At 56.8% G+C, this 18,018-nt stretch carries 15 protein-coding genes, 1 tRNA gene and 1 pseudogene; 8 read left to right on the top strand and 9 right to left on the bottom strand.

The window, feature by feature from the left end:
* Positions 1-99 precede the first annotated feature (99 nt).
* On the top strand, positions 100-1,044 hold the full coding sequence (locus QP093_RS06830; RefSeq protein ID WP_285015859.1) for a variant leucine-rich repeat-containing protein: 945 nt from the start codon (positions 100-102) through the stop codon (positions 1,042-1,044).
* Positions 1,045-1,079: 35 nt separating this feature from the next.
* Here QP093_RS06830 and QP093_RS06825 read toward each other — a convergent pair whose 3' ends face one another.
* Entirely contained in the window at positions 1,080-2,117 is a 1,038-nt protein-coding gene (locus QP093_RS06825; RefSeq protein WP_070725303.1) for a LacI family DNA-binding transcriptional regulator, read from the bottom strand.
* Between the two features lie 280 nt (positions 2,118-2,397).
* On the opposite strand from QP093_RS06825, the gene QP093_RS06820 reads away from it, so the two are divergent.
* Genes QP093_RS06820 through QP093_RS06810 form a run of 3 tightly spaced genes read left to right on the top strand, consistent with a single transcriptional unit; the run spans position 2,398 to position 5,510 of the window.
* Entirely contained in the window at positions 2,398-3,720 is a 1,323-nt protein-coding gene (locus QP093_RS06820) for an extracellular solute-binding protein (protein ID WP_285015856.1), read from the top strand.
* A gap of 54 nt (positions 3,721-3,774) precedes the next feature.
* A complete protein-coding gene (locus tag QP093_RS06815; protein ID WP_285015854.1) occupies positions 3,775-4,683 on the top strand; it encodes a carbohydrate ABC transporter permease in 909 nt (302 codons plus the stop codon).
* Positions 4,680-5,510 (top strand): carbohydrate ABC transporter permease, encoded by an 831-nt coding sequence (locus QP093_RS06810; RefSeq protein ID WP_285015852.1) that lies wholly within the window; start codon positions 4,680-4,682, stop codon positions 5,508-5,510. The genes QP093_RS06815 and QP093_RS06810 overlap by 4 nt, the downstream gene beginning before the upstream one ends.
* A 198-nt stretch (positions 5,511-5,708) precedes the next feature.
* Here QP093_RS06810 and QP093_RS06805 read toward each other — a convergent pair whose 3' ends face one another.
* From QP093_RS06805 to QP093_RS06790, 4 genes are all read right to left on the bottom strand, one after another.
* Positions 5,709-7,700: a right-handed parallel beta-helix repeat-containing protein gene (locus QP093_RS06805; RefSeq protein WP_285015850.1), complete on the bottom strand. Its 1,992-nt coding sequence runs from the start codon at positions 7,698-7,700 to the stop codon at positions 5,709-5,711.
* Between the two features lie 128 nt (positions 7,701-7,828).
* Complete coding sequence (locus QP093_RS06800) at positions 7,829-8,677, bottom strand: SIR2 family NAD-dependent protein deacylase (protein ID WP_285015849.1); 849 nt, start codon at positions 8,675-8,677, stop codon at positions 7,829-7,831.
* Positions 8,677-9,414 (bottom strand): glutamine amidotransferase-related protein, encoded by a 738-nt coding sequence (locus QP093_RS06795; RefSeq protein ID WP_070725242.1) that lies wholly within the window; start codon positions 9,412-9,414, stop codon positions 8,677-8,679. The genes QP093_RS06800 and QP093_RS06795 overlap by 1 nt, the downstream gene beginning before the upstream one ends.
* Before the next feature lie 57 nt (positions 9,415-9,471).
* Positions 9,472-9,921, bottom strand: a complete 450-nt coding sequence (locus QP093_RS06790; protein WP_285015846.1) for a hypothetical protein — start codon at positions 9,919-9,921, stop codon at positions 9,472-9,474.
* 284 nt (positions 9,922-10,205) lie between these two features.
* Here QP093_RS06790 and QP093_RS06785 point away from each other — a divergent pair, with 284 nt between their 5' ends.
* Positions 10,206-11,678: a uracil-xanthine permease family protein gene (locus QP093_RS06785; RefSeq protein WP_285015843.1), complete on the top strand. Its 1,473-nt coding sequence runs from the start codon at positions 10,206-10,208 to the stop codon at positions 11,676-11,678.
* A 98-nt stretch (positions 11,679-11,776) separates the two neighbouring features.
* Here the strand turns inward: QP093_RS06785 and QP093_RS06780 are convergent, their stop codons facing one another.
* Complete coding sequence (locus QP093_RS06780) at positions 11,777-12,451, bottom strand: LytR C-terminal domain-containing protein (protein ID WP_285015841.1); 675 nt, start codon at positions 12,449-12,451, stop codon at positions 11,777-11,779.
* Between the two features lie 61 nt (positions 12,452-12,512).
* Positions 12,513-12,899 (bottom strand): hypothetical protein, encoded by a 387-nt coding sequence (locus QP093_RS06775; protein ID WP_285015839.1) that lies wholly within the window; start codon positions 12,897-12,899, stop codon positions 12,513-12,515.
* 244 nt (positions 12,900-13,143) lie between these two features.
* Here QP093_RS06775 and betT point away from each other — a divergent pair, with 244 nt between their 5' ends.
* The 3 genes from betT to QP093_RS06760 all read left to right on the top strand — a co-directional run bounded on the left by betT (position 13,144) and on the right by QP093_RS06760 (position 17,038).
* Entirely contained in the window at positions 13,144-15,441 is a 2,298-nt protein-coding gene (betT, locus tag QP093_RS06770) for a choline BCCT transporter BetT (RefSeq protein WP_350309983.1), read from the top strand.
* 187 nt (positions 15,442-15,628) lie between these two features.
* A tRNA-Ser gene (locus tag QP093_RS06765) sits at positions 15,629-15,713 on the top strand.
* 152 nt (positions 15,714-15,865) lie between these two features.
* A complete protein-coding gene (locus QP093_RS06760) occupies positions 15,866-17,038 on the top strand; it encodes a tyrosine-type recombinase/integrase (protein WP_285015835.1) in 1,173 nt (390 codons plus the stop codon).
* A 156-nt stretch (positions 17,039-17,194) separates the two neighbouring features.
* Here QP093_RS06760 and QP093_RS06755 read toward each other — a convergent pair whose 3' ends face one another.
* Together QP093_RS06755 and QP093_RS06750 are read right to left on the bottom strand one after the other, a co-directional pair.
* Positions 17,195-17,755: a DUF2746 domain-containing protein gene (locus QP093_RS06755; protein ID WP_285015833.1), complete on the bottom strand. Its 561-nt coding sequence runs from the start codon at positions 17,753-17,755 to the stop codon at positions 17,195-17,197.
* Positions 17,752-18,018 (bottom strand): annotated as a pseudogene (locus QP093_RS06750) (hypothetical protein); the annotation flags it as partial. The pseudogene QP093_RS06750 and the gene QP093_RS06755, both read right to left, overlap by 4 nt.

Genomic DNA, 18,018 nt, shown 5'->3' with positions numbered 1-18,018 from the left:
CTCGGACAATAGGGCAGAGTTCGCCCGCGCGATCGTCAGGCGTGTAGCGGTGCGCTAGGCTTGTCAGTAACACCATTGGAGCTGATGGAGGCAAACGCGATGAACAATCAGTCAGATCCTCGCAACCTACATCAACTGGCCGCTGACCCCGGTACGGATTATGAGACGCTGAGGGATATCGCCTACCGTCACCCGGAGCTGCGTGCCGTCGTTGCTCAGAATCCGCACACCTACTCGGGGCTGCTCGAGTGGTTGGGATCGTTGGGAGATCCCGCGGTGGACCAGGCGCTTGCTCAGAGGCGTGCATACGGGCAGCAGGGTCCGGGGCGTTTCCCACCTGTTTCTCAGGCGGCGTCCGGTACGGCCGCCCTCGACCAGGCCAGTCGCCAGCAGGGGAATCGAAGCGGTGAATCTGATGGATCGTCGCAGTCCCGAGTGGGACTGGTGCTCGGAATCCTCATCGCCATCGCTCTTGTGCTTGTGGTGATCTCGATCGTGGTATTCAAAGGGATTTTCCCCTCCCGTCCGGTTGATCCCAGCCCCGCGCCGGCTCCGCAGTCGTCTGCGCAGTCGACCGAGCCTGAAAGCAACGGGGCGGCTGAAGAGCAGTCGGAGGCCGAACCAGAGCAGGCTCAGTCAGATGAACAACCGATCGTGTACCCGGCACCGGCGGGTGCAGTTCAGGCCGGCGAGATCATGGCGCCCTCGGGCAATATTGCCTGCACCCTGTCCGACGAAACTGTCTCATGTGTCATTGTTGATGACGATTACGCAGCTGCCGGAGTTGAGAATTGCGGCGACCGGCTGACAAATCTGGTTGCCACCGCCGAAGGAGCTTCGCGCGAATGCGTGGAGTCCGCACAAGGTGGTGGGCAGGCCCTTGAATACGGCAAGTTTGCAACCAGTGGTGACGTCGCATGTCAGTCGACGCAGAACGGCATGAGCTGCTGGAACGTGAAGTCCGGAGCTTCATTTGCCCTTGCCCGTCAAGGATGGATGGTCGGGGAGCAAGGCCCCATCGGTGAAGACCAGTTCAGGTGGTAGTTGCACGGGGCGTGCGGGAGGAGCGATCACTGGGGTCAGGCACGCTTTGCGGTTGAGTCGCGGATAACCAGAGTCGTTTCGAATCGAAGAGGTCCGGTGGGTCTGTTGCCCTCTTGAATATCGATCAAAGTGCGAATAGCAGTTTTGCCAATGTCGCTGACCGGCTGCCTGACGGTTGTCAATGGTGGATTTGCAGCGAGGGCGAGCAGAGAGTCGTCAAATCCGACAATAGAAATTTTCTCCGGCACTTTCTTACCGTGACGACGGAGAGTTTCGAGGCTTCCTAGAGCCGTCAGATCGGATCCTGCGAATATGGCTGTGGGCTGACTTCCTTCTGGCAGGGCCAGGAGTTTCTCCGTCACTCGTACTCCCTCGGCGTAGGAAAATTCGTTTCCGTCAACCAGTTCGGGGTTAAAAGGCACATTTGCCATGTGATGCGCGGATAGGAATCCCTGGTAGCGCTCAGTGGAAGGAACGGAATGCGGTGGGCCTGAAATGTAAGCGATTCGGCGGTGTCCTAAGGATATAAGGTGTTGGGTCGCCTGTAGGCCGCCATTCCAATTAGTCGCTCCGATCGATGTCAAACCTTGCGGTGGGTGGTTGCGAGGGTCGATCAGGACCGTTGGGATTTCTTCAGCTTTAATCATGCTTGCCTGTTTTCTTGAGACAGGCATCGTCATGAGGACTAGTCCGAAAACTTTCTTCTGCGCAATAAGTGAGAGCCAGGGAGCGCTCAGCACCGGCGGCATGTGCTGAGAAGACGGTGCGCTGAGCGCAGTAATCGATAGCGACAAACCATGGGTAGTGCATTCGTGGACCATTCCATCGAGGACGCTCATGGTATAGGGGCTCTGAAGGCTGTCCGAGACTGCCACGATGTCTGGAAGCACATGAGTGAGAGGAGACGCGTGTCTGTACCCCATTGTGCGAGCAATTTCTTGAACCTTCTTCCGCGTGTGGGCAGCAACCTCCTCGCGGTTATTCATTGCCTTTGAAGCGGTTGCCTTTGATACCTGCGCCTGCTGTGCGACGTCGCTCAGGGTAACGCGGCCGTTTTGCTTTCGTGCTGTCACTGTGTCCCTCGGTCCCTCGTGATTGCCCCACCTCTTTGAAACTGTTTCAATAGTATCGTGCATTGTTAAGATTTTGTATCGGCATGTCAACTGATCTTGACGTATTAAAATTAACTACTAAACTAAGTCACGAGACCGCACTTTGAAACATTGAGGTTGTGATCAATGGAGACCGTTCATTGTGCTGTTCCAACGAGCAGCGTGGCGTGAGGCAGGTTCTCTCGTCAACGTCTTATCGCTGAGGATAGAGGCTCAAATCTGAGAAAGGGATGGAACTGAGATGAAAATTAGGCAAAGAGGAATCTTCGCTGTGGGCGCGCTTCTTGCGGCTGGCTCGCTCGTTCTGAGTGCCTGTGGCGGCGCTCAGCCTGGCCAGTCTGGTGAGGCAACAGGTTCGAATGGTAACGGAGAGGCGTCAGCGTGGGCGCTCACTGGCGGCACCCACGAAATCATCTGGCGTGACTCGTTTGATAAGTGGAATACCGAAAACAGCGATCAGTCGATTAATGTTGATTGGTTTGCCAACGACGCTTATAAAGAGAAGATCCGCACCGCGATCGGCTCTGATAATGCCCCTACGCTGGTCTTTGGCTGGGGCGGCGCGACCTTGCGTGACTATGTCGAGGCCGGCAAGGTTGTTGACATTACTGACAATGTAAAAGATTCGGTTGATAAACTGATTCCCAGCATTGCTGACGGCGGAATCGTTGACGGTAAGTACTACGCACTTCCCAATGTTGGAACGCAACCCGTCCACATGTATTACAACAAGCAACTGTTTGAAGAGCAGGGTTTGGAAATTCCCCAAACTTGGGATGACCTGCTCAATTGCGTCGAAAAGTTCAAAGAAGCTGGCATTATTCCGATCTCCTTGGCCGGCGCATCCAAGTGGACGTCCATGATGTGGTTGGAATATCTGTTCGACCGGATCGGCGGATCGGAAGTATTTGATCGGATTGCCAACGGCGAAAAGGACGCATGGTCTGATCCTGCTGCGATTGAGGCGCTTGGAAAAGCTCAGGAACTCGTGAAGGCCGGCGCCTTCGGGGATGCCTATGGGTCAGTCGTTGCTGACGCCAATGCTGACGTGGCACTGGTCCACACAGGCAAGGCTGCGATGATGCTGCACGGATCATGGGCATACGGAACGTTCATGACGGACGCGCCTGATTTCGTTAAAGAAGGAAACTTGGCCTTTGGCGCATTCCCATCCATTGAAGGTGGTAAGGGTGATCCCAGCGCTGTTGCAGGAAACCAGTCGAATTTCTGGTCCGTAAGCGCCGCATCAAGCGAACAGGCACAAACTGCCGCGAAAGGCTATCTCAACAACCTCTTCGACGATGAATACGTCAAGGCGATGGTAGATGGTGGCGATATTCCGCCCACTGTTGGAGCAGAGAAATTCATCAAGGGCAGTGAACAGGAAGATTACCTGACTTTCGGCTACGACATAGTTCTCAACTCGAGCAACTTCCAGCTTTCCTGGGATCAGGAGCTTCCGTCTGACACCTCGCAGACGCTGCTTGACAACATCCAGCTTCTGTTCGATCTGAGCATTACACCTGAGCAATTCGCTGATGCGATGAATGCAACGATCAAGTAACTTGTGTGTTCCATGACAAGTAGTGAGATTAGAACCCATTCGGTAGGAGGTCAGGTGAACAAGAAACCTCGCAATGAAACGCGAGTAGCCAGCAAGGCTAACGGTCCAAGCGGGTGGTTCGCGCTCCCTGCGATGGCATTCTTTATCTTCTTCGCCATCATCCCACTCATAGGCGTAGTTTTCCTAAGCTTCATGAGCTGGGATGGTCTGGGAACGCCGTCATGGGCAGGTATGCACAACTGGGCAGTGACTCTCTCTGATCCGCTGACTATAAACGCGATCAAACTGACGATAATTGTCATGGTCGTTACTTGGCTTATTCAGACTCCGATGTCGCTCTTGCTCGGAATCTTTATGGCCAAGAAGCAGCGGTACAGAGAGTTCCTGTCCGTGCTGTATTTCCTCCCGCTGCTGTTTTCGTCTGCAGCATTGGGTATTGCATTCAAGGCTTTATTGGATCCCAATTTCGGAATGTCAAATGCCTTTGGTATCTCATGGCTGAGACAGGATTGGATTGGAGATGCAAAGCTCGCTTTACCTGTGACGATCTTGATCATCGCGTGGGCCTTTATCCCGTTCCACTCTCTGATCTACCAGGGTGGGGTGCGGCAAATTCCTGCAATGCTCTACGAAGCCGCAGAACTGGACGGAGCATCAAAGTGGCAGCAGTTCTGGCACGTGACGATTCCTCAGCTAAAGTACACAATCGTTACTGATTCGACGCTGCAGCTGGTCGGTGCTCTAACCTATTTCGATCTCATCTATGTCCTGACAGGAGGCGGACCTGGAGGAGCAACGAGGATTCTTCCACTGCATATGTACCTGCTTGGCTTCAAGAGTTTCAACATGGGTCAGGCCACAGTGGTAGGAACTTTACTCCTTGCGGTCGGATTGGCGCTCTCACTGGGACTGAATAAGCTTTCCGGTGCGACACGAATGGAAAGTCAGGCACAGGGGCTATGAACAGAAACAAAACGACAGTATCGAGTCTTCTTGCCGGTCTTGGTGGCTGGATTTGGCTCGCGATCGTGATCCTGCCGATCTATTACATCGTCATCACGAGTTTGCGGTCGCAGTCTTCGTTCTATACGGAAAATCCTCTGCTTCCAACGAAGTCGCCAACAATTGCAGCGTATATTTCAGTTTTCCAAAACGATTTCTGGATGTACTTCTTTAATACGTTGATTGTGACAGTAGCTACCGTTGCAGTTCTGATGGTGGTGTGCGTCATGGCATCGTATTACGTCGTGAGACGCAAGAATAAGTGGTCACGCAGAACCTTCAGCCTGATACTGCTTGGGCTGGGAATTCCATTGCAGGCAGTGATTATCCCCGTGTATTACCTGGTGGTTCAAATGGGGCTGTACGATTCGCTGCTGGCCATTATTCTGCCTTCAATTGCATTCGGGATTCCTGTCACGTGTTTGATCCTGGTCAATTTTATGCGTGATATTCCCAATGAATTATTCGATTCGATGGCAGTTGATGGCGCGACGAACTGGAAAATGATGTGGACCCTGGTGTGGCCCTTGTCAGTTCCGGCGATCATGACCGCGGGGATCTATCAGGCGCTACAGGTATGGAACGGGTTCCTGTTCCCTCTTGTATTGACCCAGAGCTCGCAAGTTCGAGTGCTGACCCTATCCCTGTGGAATTATCAGGGCCAATATACGAGTAATATTCCCGCAATCCTGGCCGCTGTTACGCTGTCAGCTTTGCCGGTGCTTGCCGCATACATTGTGGGCCGGCGGCAAATGGTTGCAGGCCTGACCGCAGGCTTTGGAAAGTAGGTACTATTCCGCTAAATAGGACAAGAGGGGGCGCTCCGAGGTTTCGGGGCGCCCCCTCTTGTTTGCTTGTACAGAAGGGTGATCATGCGTGGCGTGAAAAAGCTTATGGTGGGGAACCTGCCATAACTTCTCCGCTATGACTGGAGGGGGCCAGCTGTCTGTGCAGCCGGCCCCCTCTTGAGGACGATTAAGGGTTATTTACCAGATCTTGATCGTCTTCTGGGTCCACAGATTAGTTGCAAATGGACCTGCTTGGCGCTTATCAGCCTCACTGATATTGCCAAGGACATCTGTGTCAAAGGTTGCCGGCGTGCCATCAGCGTTCTCATAGTGTGCATCGGGAAAGTATGCAGGTGGCAGATCAACTCCGGTAACTCGATCAACTTCGGGAACGTCCAGCGCGGCTGCTTCCTCGAGGTGAAGAATGGCGCCGCGTTGATCCTCGTCTAGAGTGACTGATATCTTGGCGCTCTCTCGATCGATTACAGTGGGATCTTCTTCTCGGTCGAAGGGGGTTGGACCGCCTACATAGGTGTTCGTGCGAATGTAAGCGGGAAGACGCCTGCCGAAGTAACGCTCGTGGTCGCCTTCAGAGGATTCGTCGAGCTCTTTGATAAGTTCTCCGATTGAAGTATCGCAACCGTCGTACACGGACGTACCCAGCGTCGTATCAGGTAGAAAATCACCGATACCGTGCGCCGAGTAAGCAGCGTCCCTGTCTCCGCCGACAAACACGTTGTTCATCCAGCGGTCATCTCCACAACAGAAGGTTCCGTATCCAGCAACTTGAGTCGAGTGGGCTACGTGATAGGGAGTCGACCGCGTGAGTTCCTGGCTGACACGAATTGTCCCCCCAATGAGGTTGTGGAGGAAAGCGCCGCCTTGAGAGACGCTTTCGAAAGACACAGGTGAAGCGAGAACGTTATTGTCCACCATGTATGGGCCGTGTGACACTTCAACGAAAAGATCGCGGCAGTTTGAGTGCATGACGTTACGGCTAATGCGAGTGCCCTGAGTTTCCCAATCCAACCAGATACCCAAAGAACAGTCATGGATGTGGTTGTGTCGAATTTTCACATCGATAGCAGCGTGGAGTTTGATACCTGCAATCTCGTGTCCGAAGAACTCGCGGTCGGTAGCGATGTCATGGATGTGGTTGTCCTCGATAGTCGAGAATACGCATCCAAGATGACCGACGATTCCAGTCTGGCCGCACGAATAGATCTCATTACCTCTGACGATATGGGATCCGATGTGTTCCTTGTCCCACCCAATTTGGCGAGCAGAGAATACGGATTCCAGCTGGTATTGGTAGCCTGGCTTGTCCTGACGCTCGGTGGCGTAGTTGTGGCCTGTGCTCTTCTCCTTGCCTAGTGAAACAGCTGAGCACTTGGCATCATGAATGCGGTTGTTTTCGATGATCCAGCCTTTGGCCCAGTTCGGGCCAATGAGGCCGCCTTGAAATGCTGTGGGAGGAGCCCATTGGGTCGCTGCCTGTGCGAGTTCGAAGCCGCGTACGGTGATGTAGTCAATGTGGTGTTCAGCCGGCATGAAGACTGAAGGGCGAACGTTGATTTCAATGAGTTCCTCGCGTGGGTCCTGATTGCCGAAATTAGCCCAGATGCACGTGTTTTCAGGCCCGACTTCAGCGAACCAACGCCGTTTCGTCCACTCAGGGTCGGCGTTTGTAACTTCCTGACCTGTCCAGTCGTCGATCATAGTTTCTGTCGCAGAAGGGTTTGAAAGATCCTCAAGCGAATCTGCCTCAAGCAGACTCCTTCCGTTGAGGTACACGGCTCCCAAGTGTCGGCGCGGGCCCTCAACTCGAGGATTCGGGCGGACAACCCAGTCGCCGGAGAGTTCTTCAGCGAAAGGATTGAAAGTTCCGAACACGCAGTTGGGAACAACTGCTTTCCACACGTTGTCAGAAGTTGATTCCCATTCGCTGACTATCTCGGACCCCTTGACGACGACGTGCTCGTCAGGGGCTGCACAATAGGTGATACGACGGTTGTCTGAAAGACCACCGAAACGGGGTTGAACCCATTCGCGGTATTCGCCCTCGTGAACAATCACAGTGTCTCCGGGTCGGGCGATGTTCGCGGCCGCATTGATGGTGCGGAGGGGTGCTTTCTGCTCCCCGGTCGCTTCATCGTTTCCAGTGATGGCGACATGAATGGTGCGTGGCACTAGTAATACTCCTTTGTCGTTGCCAGTTGATTTTGTTTTTATTCTAAACAAGTTTTGGCGAAAAAGTGAGTCCTGAGTGCTCGAAACTTGAACGTTACCGATATGTTCTGCCAGAATGCGGCGTTTTGTTAAGCACCGAGGGCGTCTGCCAGTGCCTCGAGATAGTCACTGGCAGAGCCGTCGATGCGCAGGCGAACAGCGGGGTGATGATCGAGGTCGCACGGCCCACGATTGATGACGACCAGGTCAGCGCCACTGCTGATTGCCTGGTGAGCAATCCACACGGCGGTTGACACTTTCACTGACGTGCCCACAACCAGGAGCACGTCACACTGCGCAGCAAAGGTCAGTCCCTTGTCCATCTGGTCTGATGGCAGCATTTCACCGAAAAAGACGACGTTCGGTTTGAGGATCCCACCACACTGCGGGCAGGAAACCAGTGTGATCGCGGAAGCCGTGGCGCCCTCGGGATCAACCTGAGCCAGAATCGCAACGTGAGTGGGATCAGGGTCGTCGACCAGATTCGGATTGGCGGCGCGCAACTCGCCATCGAGCCATTCTCGAGGATACCGCGCTGCGCACTGCATGCAGTCAACCGTCAAGAACGAGCCGTGAAGCAGAGCGAGCTGGTGGATCCCAGCCTTTTCATCTAGGCCATCGACATTCTGGGTGGCAACGCCGTGAAGGATTCCTGCCCGCTCCATGCGTGCGAGCGCCTCATGTCCACGTGTGGCGGGCAGGTCCTGCAACGCTCGCCACGTCACCTGGTTTCGCTCCCACACCCAGCGTTGCCATTTCGGATCCGACAGGAACAGGTCGATATCCACTGTCGGCGTGCCTGACGATCCGGTTCCGCGATAGTCCGGAAGCCCTGAATCAGTGGACATTCCGGCACCTGTCAGAGCAGCCAGACGCTTACCCGTACACAGCTCGACCAGCTCATCCAGGTGAGGCAGCGAGGATGACGACCGTGGCATTACTGCTGCCTGAACCTTTCAACGAACTTCTTCACGATTTGTCCCGCCTGGTGGGTTCCTTCACCCATGTGCCCGATCTGCACCAGGGTCTCCAGATCGTCAGTGCCTGAGTAGCCGGCATCGGCATAGATCGCCAGGCGCTGATTGATCGCGTCGGAGTCAAGTTCAGGGTTGAACTGCGTAGCCCAAAAAGCCGGCCCAAAACGCATCATCTGCGTGGGACACGTGACTGATTTAGCAAGAACCGTCGTGCCCGGCGGCACTTCTTCTACTGCTTCGTGGTGGCCGACGTAGGTTGTGAATGTGCGCGGAAAGTCCTCAAGCAGCGGGTCATCCTCGGCCTCCTCAGTCAGGGTGATTGTCACCATCGAAGCCGGTTCAGCCCACCGCGTCGTCACCGTGCCGCCCAGAACCGTCGCGGCAACCTCCGTTCCGTAACCCGTGGTCAGACATGGGGTTTTCGCCTCGAGGATCTGATGGAACAAGTGAGCCAGATCTTCCTCAGTTCTGCGCTGGGACGATGACTTCTTCTCAGTGGGAGTAGTGGTGCCGTAAGGCGATCCAGCCACGAAGATGCCGCTGTAGGCATTGACGTCAACTTCGGGCAGCCCCAGCATATCCATGCGAACCTGTTCGAGCGTGGACGGCGTCAAACCGCTGACCAGGAGGTACGAATGGTATTCAGCGTCGATCGCTTCTTCTTCGGGGCGTGTTGATACCAGCAAGAAAGGCTTCATGCTTCAAGTGTAGGCAAAGAAAGAATTTCCGGTACCCTTACGGTCGAAACATGGGATCTACAGACCGGCCGTGAAACCGATGACGAAGATGCCGACAACGAGACAGATCGAGATGATCACGATGCCCGATACAACAAGCCCGGCGACGGCCTCGTGCCTTCCTCGACCACCGCGTGAAAACGAGGTGATGAGTCCGGCAATACTCAAGATCAGGGCGAAGATTGTCAGAGGGAACGCCAGCAGGGAAAGGGCTGCCATCCACAGGCCAATCGTGGCGGCAGTGTTGGAGTTATGGCGAGGGGCGTTGTATCCGGGGGCCGAGAAAACCATGGCCGGGTCAATGTCCTGAGTTCCGGGGAAAACGAACTGGGGCGACGAGGGATCCAGTGCAGGATCAAGGGATGGATCCAAGGACGGATCCAGCGTCGGGTTTTCTGTGGCACTGTGTGAGGAATCAAGAGAAGGATCCAGCACGTGCAACTGCGAACCTGTCGCTGGCTGACTCACCAGTTCCCCCCTCACTCCCCGTGGCCCTGTGCTGACCGAGGGCATCTTTGGTATCCCCTTGTGGCGATCCTGCTACGTCCCACCCTACGGCATGACGACTGGGTTCATCTATGGTCACAGCTTATCTGCACGCTCAGGCAACTCGCCCATCAGATCACCCGTGTGAAATCAACCATGATTTGCCGCGGAATTTAGCCTTTTGTCGGCAAGTTCGATACTGTGATGTTCCGACCGGTGAACGGCCTGCACTTTTGCATCCTTATCAACTGATCGGAGACATCCGCATGAGCGGTTCAGCTACCCCTCGCGCCTCGCGCGAGTCTTCCCATTCATCAAGTCGTCCTCGGGGCGGCTTTTTTTCATGGCGACTTCACGGTGATGGCACGTCAATCGCTCCCGGCGAGGTTGTCGCCCCCGAAGAGCGTCTGTCCTGGCCGCGCACCATCGGAATCGGTGCGCAGCACGTTGTCGCCATGTTCGGTGCGACGTTCCTCGTCCCTCTGATCACAGGCTTCCCACCTTCGACCACGCTGTTCTTCTGCGCAGTCGGCACACTGCTGTTCTTCCTGATCACCGGCGGGCGCATGCCGTCCTACCTCGGATCATCTTTCGCGCTGATCGCGCCGATCACCGCTGTCACGCAGACCCTCGGCCACAACTACGCCCTGGGCGGCGTAATCGCCACCGGTGCAACCCTGACGCTGGTCGGCATCATTGTGCACTTCGCCGGCGCGCACTGGATCGACGTCGTGATGCCCCCAGTCGTCACTGGCGCAATCGTCGCGCTGATCGGCCTGAACCTTGCGCCAGCCGCATGGAACTGGGTCAAGGAAGGCCCACTGACGGCAGTGGTCACCATCGTGTCAATCTGTCTGATCACCGTGCTCTTCAAGGGTATTATCGGACGCCTGTCCATTCTATTCGGCGTGCTGATCGGCTACGTTGCAGCAATCCTCCAGCACGAGGTTGACTTCTCACGCGTTGCTGAAGCCTCCTGGATCGGTCTGCCTGAGTTCTCCACACCTGCTTTTGATCCATCGACGCTGGGCCTGTTTGTCCCGGTTGTCTTCGTCCTTATTGCTGAAAACGTTGGTCACGTGAAGTCGGTGTCAGCGATGACCGGCCGCGACCTTGACGGCATCACCGGGCGCGCACTGATCGCTGACGGCTGCTCCACCATGCTTGCCGGTGCCGGCGGTGGTTCAGGTACCACGACGTATGCGGAAAACATCGGTGTGATGGCTGCGACCCGCGTGTACTCCACGGCCGCGTACCTGGTCGCCTCAGGCATGGCGTTCCTTCTGGCTCTCACGCCCAAGTTCGGCGCCCTCATTTCGACGATTCCGGCTGGCGTTCTGGGCGGTGCGGGAACGGTTCTATACGGCATGATCGGCATGCTGGGCGTGCGTATCTGGGTGCAGAACCAGGTGGACTTCTCTGACCCGGTTAACCTCAACACCGCTGCGGTTTCCCTGATCGTCGCAATCGCGAACTTCACGTGGGTTGCCGGCGGCATGCAGTTCGAAGGTATTGCACTGGGTTCAGGTGCAGCATTGCTGATCTACCATGTCATGCGCTGGATTTCTAAGCTGCGCGGCACGACGCTTGAGGCTGCTTCACCTGCGTCAGCCCCGTCAGGTACCGAGTTGGAGTCGACGGCCTATTCGACCCGTCATCATTCACGAGGGGAACTGGCGGACGCTGCTGAACTGGCAGATGGCACCGAACAGACTGGCGGCGCTGAACAGGCTGGCTAAGCCAATTCTTCAGGTATCAAACGAGGGCGGCTCACTTGAGTCGCCCTCGTTCCTATTAAAAGCGGACGCAACGCCACTGCTGTGACACCGCGGCGACGCTACTCGGATTGTCCCTGTGACTGGCTGCCCTGGCCTGGCTGGTCATCGTTGCCTGTCTGGCTCGTGGTGGGAGCAAGAAGCTCCGGGTCGACAGGCAGGCACGAGTCGCTGCCTTTGAGGGCGCTTTGAGACTCTGCGATTTTCTCGATATCTTCCTTAGGCAGCAGTGAATCGAAGAATGTACCGAGGATGACCTGGACAACCTCGTCGGTGCCTTCACTTAAGACCACGCGCGCATCAGGGAAGAAGCGTGCAACCGTGTAGCCGGCATCAATGTTCTTGGGGGAGACGTCAATTTCGACGGTGCCGGTCAACTCACTTGCCGCGTTGGCAGGATCCTGCATGACAAATCCCTGCTCGGCCAGCATCGTCGTCACCGAGCTGGCCAGGCCCGACTGTGAGGTGGCGTTGAGAACCTGAACATGGATCGTGTCTGCCGGTAGCGGTGTCGTACCTTCCGTCGGGCACACAATGTCGCCCAGACCTGCCGTCTTTTCCGTCTTGGAGAACTCTTCGGAGGGCATCGAAATGATGTTCGTGATCACGAGGAGCGCAGCAATGACCAGTACTGCCATGACGGATGCCACGACGGAAAATGTCAGATTCTGCTTACTCTGTCGGGCATCAAGGAAGCGTTGACGTGCTGTTCGACGCCGAGATTGCTGCGGGTTCACGTCACTAACTTAGCCGAAATACACTGTGAATGTGACCTCGCCATGCACGGGCGGTGAAAGCTCAGCTGCCGCTGTCCAAGTCCTCGAGCATCTTGTCAAGCTCCTCGAGCTGCTCATCCAATTCTGCGAACTGGTCGTCAAGGTCACTCGTGAGGTTCTCGAAGTCGCCCGAGAAAGTGTCTGGATAGCAGAACTGTGCCTGATCCATCGACACGTTGACAATGCCCATGTAGTCGCCCTGTTCAGCCTTGTCGGCCAGTGAGAGTAGGTTCTTCTTCGTGCGATCGTCGTCTGTGAGCCGCCCGGCGTGAGGCCCGTGGATTGGGGGGACGGGGCGGGAGCCGGCGCCGGGGTGGGAGTCGGAGTTGGAGTTGGAACGGGCTGCGTGCTTTGCGGTGTGAGTTGGATGCCCTGTGCAGTGGGGTCCTTTTTGACGAGTGGTCCACATGCACTCAGGGTCATGGTGATGGCGACTGTGCTCAGGAGCGCGAGAATTTTGGTCGGTTTTCTCACATTTTGGAGTCTGTCACGACGAAGGTGCCATGAGAACCCTCGTCGATAAGGTTGATATGCAGTTGTCACCATCAACGCCTTATGGTGATAGAGCAGTGTGCGGCTCCCAGCTGTCGCGCACACGAGCGAAAGGACGATGTGTGAGCGCGCACATCAACACAAACAGCGCAAGTCACGATATGGATGAGCAGGCAGAATCCTCACCGGACGGACGGCCTCGCGAAGGGGAGATCGCCACTCGACCCACACCCCAATCACCACCAGTCAACTACCCGGTATTCATCGGATCAGCCCTGATCGTTGCGGTCATTGCCATCATCGCGCTCGCATCACCGCAAAGCGTGGAGGCAGGGTTTACCGTGGCGGTGGATTGGATCAGTCACTGGTTCGGATCTTTCTATATTTTTCTCGCAACCTTCATCCTGGTGTTCGTCGTTGTGCTCGCTTTGAGCAAGTTCGGCAACGTGAGGCTGGGGCCAGATAACGCGACACCTGACTTCTCGACTTTCTCATGGGCAGCCATGCTGTTTGCCGCAGGTATCGGTACCGACATCATGTTCTTTGCTGTCGCAGAGCCGATCGCGCAGTACATGGCGCCTCCCACCGGTGAAGCTCAGACAGTGGAAGCTGCCCGCGCCGGCGTGGTCTACACGCTCTTCCACTACGGCATCACAGGGTGGGGCATGTATGCGCTGGTCGGAATTGCCCTGGGATACTTCGCCTACCGTCACCAGCACCACCTCGCGGTGCGGTCAGCCTTGCGGCCTCTTTTCGGCAAACACGTGGACGGCCCGCTGGGCAACATCATTGACGGCGCAGTGGTTGTGGGCGGTGTTTTCGGTATCGCCGCATCCCTGGGCGTGGGCATCATTCAGCTGAATGTCGGTCTGACGATACTGTTCGGACTGCCGCAGGCAACCTCCACTCAGATCGGATTGATCGCACTGAGTGTCATCATGGCGACAGTTTCCGCTGTTTCCGGCGTCGATCGCGGCGTGCGCGTTCTGTCCAACGTGAACGTACTGTTGGCAATCGGTCTGGCCGTGTGGGTTCTGGTCACCCAAAACACCGCGTACCTGCTGGACTCGCTGGTTCGTTCCGTGGGCGACCTGGTGCGCATGTTCCCCGCCCTCACATTGGAAACCTACGCTGACCTGCGTGTGAACCCGGCAACGGCAGATGTGATCAACACGTGGCTCAATAGCTGGACCTTGTTCTTCTGGGCGTGGTGGATCACCTGGGCCGCATTCGTCGGAATGTTCCTGGCACGTATTTCACGCGGCCGCACCATCCGTGAGTTCGTCATGGGCTCACTGATCCTGCCCCTGAACTACGTCATCATGTGGGTGTCAATTTTCGGTAACGCTGCACTGGAACTCGTGATGAACGGTGACAGGGAATTCGCAGAAATCACTGTGAACGCTCCGGAACAGGGGTTCTACGCCCTGCTGCAACGAGTACCTGGCTCAACAGTGGTTGTCGCCGTCGCACTGTTCGTCGGAATCCTGTTCTATGTCACCAGCGCGGACTCAGGCTCCCTCGTCATGTCAAACCTGTCCAGCCGCATCACGAACGCTCGCCAGGACGCTGTGCCGTGGCTGCGTATCTTCTGGGCGACGCTGACCGGTGTGCTGACCATTGCGATGCTGGTTGCCGGTGGGTTGACGATCCTGCAGCAAGCCACGATCGTTATGGCGCTGCCATTCTCCTTCGTCCTTGTGCTGGTGATGATCGGCTTGTGGCGCTCGCTGTCGCAAGAGGCGTCGATGGCTCAGCGTCGTCGCCGCATCGTCCAAAACCGCGTGCTCGCATCAGGAGCCGGAACGATGGCTCGCCGCTCCTGGCGTGACCGTCTGAGCAAGACATTCGACGTTGTCACCCCTGTGCGCGCTCAGCGTGTCCTTGACAGGCGAGTGGTTCCCGCATTGCAGGCTGTGGCCGATGAACTCCACAAGGAAGATCTGCCCGCATGGGTGGTTGTTGAGGGTCCCGAAGCACAGGATCCGGATGGCGAGCGTAACTTCCTGGGCCGCGTCACGCTGACAGTTGGCGGCGAATCGGAGGCCAGCGCGTCGGGCGCGCAGGAGTGGGATTCAGGTGCTCAGACCACTGATACGGGCGAGCAACCACAGACCGATTCCACCACTGAGCTGCACGAGCAGATCACTGAAATGGTTGATGATACGAAGCCTCGAACGATCGGGAGTACATCTGCTGACGGAGCTGAACCGCGCATCGCGGGCCTACTGACCGAACATCCGTTCCGCTACACCGTGCGAGTGGTCGAGTCTCCCGTTCCGTCTGTGGGCACCGCGATGGTTGCTGAGGCGAATGACGTGACGGTGCGCCTGGAAGTGCGTCCCTCGGGCGGTGGTCAGGGGTACGACATTGTGGGGTGGTCCTCTGACCAGATCGCGCACGACGTTCTGGATCATTACGAAGGGTGGCTGGACTACCTGGGCGTGTACGACGAGTAGCACATGGGTCGCCCTCGTTGATTGATTGCATTGACGAGGGCGACCACGCTGCACCTGGCTGGCGCTGCGTGAGCGATTACACCCTGATGTGAACGCTGCGAGGTGGCCGAAAGGGCGGTCAATCAGATATGCTCCTATGTTGTTGCACGTATTGATCAGCTGTGTGGTCGAATCGGTGCAGCGCCTTGGAGGATTCGCCTAGTGGCCTATGGCGCACGCTTGGAAAGCGTGTTGGGTGCAAGCCCTCGGGGGTTCGAATCCCCCATCCTCCGCAGATACCCCGCTGTTTCGTTGAAACGGCGGGGTTTTTCGTTGGTATTGCGGGGAAAAGCCCGGGTGGTGAATATGCGTTGATGTACGTTGATGTACGTTAATATACGTTTTTATAGAACCTGAGAAAGAACCTAGAGAACAGGATCTGGCAATGGTTGGTAGGTCGGGAATAGGCAGAGTTGTCAAATACTCCACGGGCAGCGGCGCGCGCTACAAAGCCATCGTCCAATACCGAGGCAAGAAGTACATCGAGGGCGGATTCCTGACGCTGACCAAAGCCCGCGAGCGCTCCTGGCACATGAAGGAAGAGCTCGTCGAGGGGACGTATCTGTCTCCCAGGCAGAAAGCTCAGAAGCGTGAAGCAGAAGCGGCTCGTGAGGAAGTTGAGTCGATAACGGTCCGAGAGTTTTCTGAGGCGTGGCTCGATCAGTGGCGCGCGAAGCAGAAAGATGGGCGCGTCTCTGCGAACACGGTCAGGTCCTACAAGTCGTCTCTCGAACGCCACGTCCTCCCTGCATTGGGAGGGGAGAGGCTCGTGAGCATCACGCGTGCCGACGTCGACGAGTGGTACAAGAAGGCTGCTCAAGGCATGTCGGCGTCGACCAAGGCGAACGCGTACCGTGTGCTGTCCTCGATGATGAACAGTGCGGTTGAGCAGGGCTATCTGGATGCCAGTCCGTGCCACGTCAAAGCCGGAGGGAAAGTCACTCAGAGTGATCACAAGCGCCAGCAGCACTATTTCACGCATGTGGAGTACGAGGCGCTGTATGAACAGCTGCAGGCGTGCGACATGCCCGCGTATGCGGGGATAGCTGCGCTTGTGTATTACACGGCGTGCAGGCCGTCTGAGGCGCGCGCCGTGCGCACGCGCGATATTGATCTGGAGCGTAAGCGCATCTGGTATGGCAGTGGGATGCAGCGTGGGGAGAACGGCGAGACGGTGGAGGGGCCGACGAAGACGCGGCGCGGCAGATGGGCACCTCTGCCCGCTCCCCTGATTGACGTGCTTACACCACTCATCGAAGATCTGAATGAAAACGAGTGGGTTTTCCCGTCGCCCACTGATCCCAGCGAACCGGCGTCGGACAAGCATGTGAGCGGCCGCGTGAGGAAAGCACTGGACGCGATTAAGCTCACCGATGCGGAGCTGTACGACCTGAAGCACACCTGCCTGACCAATCTCGGCCGCGCGGGCGCGTCACTCAAGGAGCTGATGGATCTGCCTGGGCATACGCAGATCGAGACCGTGCTGAAATACCAGCTGAGCGATTTCGATCGCGTGGCGTCGGCTGTGGACAGGATGGTGGAAAAGCTGGATAAGTAGGCGGCTGGCTGTCAGGAACGATCGACCGATGGCAGGCGAATCGTTCAGGGCGTGGAGCGCGAACCGACCTGCACTAAGACACACAAAAAAAGAACAGCGCCACCCACCGGGAAATGTCATCCCGTGGGTGGCGCTGCTCTACGTGCGTGCCGTGTGTTACTTGTTCATGTCAGGATGAAGGCGGCGCACCGTCTCATCGACCTCAGTAAACCGACGCTTGGTCTCCGACGCGAGGTCCCTGACTTCCTGCCGCGTCTCATTCACCCTCGAGTGCAGCAGCTCCCGGTCGCGCGTCGCGTTCTCGGTCGCAGACCTCAGGTCCTGACGGATACCCAGTACGCGTTCTTCGCTTTGCTGGTCGCGCTGGTGCTGCTCGTGCTGAGCCTCCCGCGCCTGCCTGTCCTGATCTGACAGCGAGGCTTTGATCTCGCTGAGCTGCTGTATGACTTGGCCTGAGAAATCGTGAAACTCACCGGACAAGCGGTCTAAATCGTCTCTGAGGTTCATGTCGTGATTATTCGCTACCTGCTCGTGCGTAGCGTCTGCTGTGTGTGCGATGCCGGTGAGGCGGTCCTCAAATTTGCGCGTGATGACCTTGACGATAGCGGTGATGCCTCCGAGTAGTGCGACGATGAGGGCGATCAGTCCGGCTCCGACTTCGGGGGCTGACAGGGCGACAGCGACCGTGTCCGGCATGGCTGTCATGCTCATGCTCATACGCGACCACCTGGCCTGTCGTCTTTGGCGAGGTGTTTGGGCCGGTACGACTCACTGTCGGAGCTTTCCCCGCCTGGGGTGACCCTGCCGATCCAGTCGATCAGGCCCACGCGCTTCAGCACGGTAAAAGACGCGGTAGCAGCCCCGATAATGACGCCCGCTTGTGTGCAGAAAATCCTCCACGAGGCGGGGTACACGCCTGCCAGCCAGATCACGACACCCAGCAGCACGCCCGCGATCAGGACGATCAGCCGTCGCCGGTT

The sequence above is a fragment of the Pauljensenia sp. UMB10120 genome (genome assembly GCF_030212035.1).
Lineage (GTDB): Bacteria > Actinomycetota > Actinomycetes > Actinomycetales > Actinomycetaceae > Pauljensenia > Pauljensenia radingae_A.
The sequence above is the reverse complement of the archived record's forward strand: the minus strand, read 5'-3'. Positions and strand labels throughout refer to the sequence as shown.